Annotated in this window: 1 rRNA gene; it reads left to right on the forward strand. The window is 56.9% G+C overall.

The window, feature by feature from the left end:
- Positions 1-61: 61 nt before the first annotated feature.
- Positions 62-3,186, forward strand: a 23S ribosomal RNA gene (locus ACIBL4_RS39805).
- Positions 3,187-3,208: the final 22 nt, after the last annotated feature.

Genomic DNA, 3,208 nt, shown 5'->3' on the forward strand with positions numbered 1-3,208 from the left:
GTCCGGGGTGATGGGTGGCTGGTCGTTGTTTGAGAACTGCACAGTGGACGCGAGCATCTGTGGCCAAGTTTTTAAGGGCGCACGGTGGATGCCTTGGCACCAGGAACCGATGAAGGACGTGGGAGGCCACGATAGTCCCCGGGGAGTCGTCAACCAGGCTTTGATCCGGGGGTTTCCGAATGGGGAAACCCGGCAGTCGTCATGGGCTGTCACCCGCTGCTGAACACATAGGCAGTGTGGAGGGAACGCGGGGAAGTGAAACATCTCAGTACCCGCAGGAAGAGAAAACAACCGTGATTCCGGGAGTAGTGGCGAGCGAAACCGGATGAGGCCAAACCGTATGCGTGTGAGACCCGGCAGGGGTTGCGTATACGGGGTTGTGGGATCTCTCTTTCATGGTCTGCCGGCCATGAGACGAGTCAGAAACCGTTGATGTAGGCGAAGGACATGCGAAAGGTCCGGCGTAGAGGGTAAGACCCCCGTAGTCGAAACGTCAGCGGCTCGTTTGAGAGACACCCAAGTAGCACGGGGCCCGAGAAATCCCGTGTGAATCTGGCGGGACCACCCGCTAAGCCTAAATATTCCCTGGTGACCGATAGCGGATAGTACCGTGAGGGAATGGTGAAAAGTACCGCGGGAGCGGAGTGAAATAGTACCTGAAACCGTGTGCCTACAAGCCGTGGGAGCGTCGGAGTGAAGACTTGTCTTCATTCTCGTGACTGCGTGCCTTTTGAAGAATGAGCCTGCGAGTTTGCGGTGTGTTGCGAGGTTAACCCGGGTGGGGAAGCCGTAGCGAAAGCGAGTCCGAATAGGGCGTTTCAGTAGCACGCTCAAGACCCGAAGCGGAGTGATCTAGCCATGGGCAGGTTGAAGCGGAGGTAAGACTTCGTGGAGGACCGAACCCACCAGGGTTGAAAACCTGGGGGATGACCTGTGGTTAGGGGTGAAAGGCCAATCAAACTCCGTGATAGCTGGTTCTCCCCGAAATGCATTTAGGTGCAGCGTCGTGTGTTTCTTGCCGGAGGTAGAGCACTGGATAGGCGATGGGCCCTACCGGGTTACTGACCTTAGCCAAACTCCGAATGCCGGTAAGTGAGAGCGCGGCAGTGAGACTGTGGGGGATAAGCTCCATGGTCGAGAGGGAAACAGCCCAGAGCATCGACTAAGGCCCCTAAGCGTACGCTAAGTGGGAAAGGATGTGGAGTCGCACAGACAACCAGGAGGTTGGCTTAGAAGCAGCCACCCTTGAAAGAGTGCGTAATAGCTCACTGGTCTAGTGATTCCGCGCCGACAATGTAGCGGGGCTCAAGCGTACCGCCGAAGTCGTGTCATTGCGATATATACCCCCAACGGGGATCGTGATGGGTAGGGGAGCGTCGTGTGCCGGGTGAAGCAGCCGCGGAAGCGAGTTGTGGACGGTTCACGAGTGAGAATGCAGGCATGAGTAGCGATTCACACGTGAGAAACGTGTGCGCCGATTGACTAAGGGTTCCTGGGTCAAGCTGATCTGCCCAGGGTAAGTCGGGACCTAAGGCGAGGCCGACAGGCGTAGTCGATGGATAACCGGTTGATATTCCGGTACCCGCTGTGAAGCGTCAAACATCGAATCCAGTGATGCTAAGGCCGTGAAGCCGCCCCTGATCTCTTCGGAGTGAGGGGGAGTGGTGGAGCCGCTGACCCGATCTGGTAGTAGGTGAGTGATGGGGTGACGCAGGAAGGTAGTCCAGCCCGGGCGGTGGTTGTCCCGGGGTAAGGGTGTAGGACGTCAGGTAGGTAAATCCGCCTGGCAATAGTCTGAGACCTGATGCCGAGCCGATTGTGGTGAAGTGGATGATCCTATGCTGTCGAGAAAAGCCTCTAGCGAGTTTCATGGCGGCCCGTACCCTAAACCGACTCAGGTGGTCAGGTAGAGAATACCGAGGCGTTCGGGTGAACTATGGTTAAGGAACTCGGCAAAATGCCCCCGTAACTTCGGGAGAAGGGGGGCCATTTCCGGTGATGAGCTTCGCGCTCTGAGCTGGGGGTGGCCGCAGAGACCAGCGAGAAGCGACTGTTTACTAAAAACACAGGTCCGTGCGAAGCCGTAAGGCGATGTATACGGACTGACGCCTGCCCGGTGCTGGAACGTTAAGGGGACCGGTTAGTCACTCTTCGGGGTGGCGAAGCTGAGAACTTAAGCGCCAGTAAACGGCGGTGGTAACTATAACCATCCTAAGGTAGCGAAATTCCTTGTCGGGTAAGTTCCGACCTGCACGAATGGCGTAACGACTTCTCGACTGTCTCAACCATAGGCCCGGTGAAATTGCACTACGAGTAAAGATGCTCGTTTCGCGCAGCAGGACGGAAAGACCCCGGGACCTTTACTACAGTTTGATATTGGTGTTCGGTTCGGCTTGTGTAGGATAGCTGGGAGACTGTGAACTCTGGACGCCAGTTCAGGGGGAGTCGTCGTTGAAATACCAGTCTGGTCGTGCTGGATGTCTAACCTGGGTCCGTGATCCGGATCAGGGACAGTGTCTGATGGGTAGTTTAACTGGGGCGGTTGCCTCCTAAAGAGTAACGGAGGCGCCCAAAGGTTCCCTCAGCCTGGTTGGCAATCAGGTGTTGAGTGTAAGTGCACAAGGGAGCTTGACTGTGAGACCGACGGGTCGAGCAGGGACGAAAGTCGGGACTAGTGATCCGGCGGTGGCTTGTGGAAGCGCCGTCGCTCAACGGATAAAAGGTACCCCGGGGATAACAGGCTGATCTTCCCCAAGAGTCCATATCGACGGGATGGTTTGGCACCTCGATGTCGGCTCGTCGCATCCTGGGGCTGGAGTCGGTCCCAAGGGTTGGGCTGTTCGCCCATTAAAGCGGTACGCGAGCTGGGTTTAGAACGTCGTGAGACAGTTCGGTCCCTATCCGCTGTGCGCGTAGGAGTCTTGAGAAGGGCTGTCCCTAGTACGAGAGGACCGGGACGGACGAACCTCTGGTGTGCCAGTTGTTCTGCCAAGGGCATGGCTGGTTGGCTACGTTCGGGAGGGATAACCGCTGAAAGCATCTAAGCGGGAAGCCTGCTTCGAGATGAGGACTCCCACCTCCTAGAGAGGGTAAGGCTCCCAGTAGACGACTGGGTTGATAGGCCGGATATGGAAGCCAGGTAACTGGTGGAGTTGACCGGTACTAATAGGCCGAGGGCTTGTCCTCAGTTGCTCGCGTCCACTGTGTT

This window comes from Streptomyces sp. NPDC050416 (genome assembly GCF_044458845.1).
GTDB lineage: Bacteria > Actinomycetota > Actinomycetes > Streptomycetales > Streptomycetaceae > Streptomyces.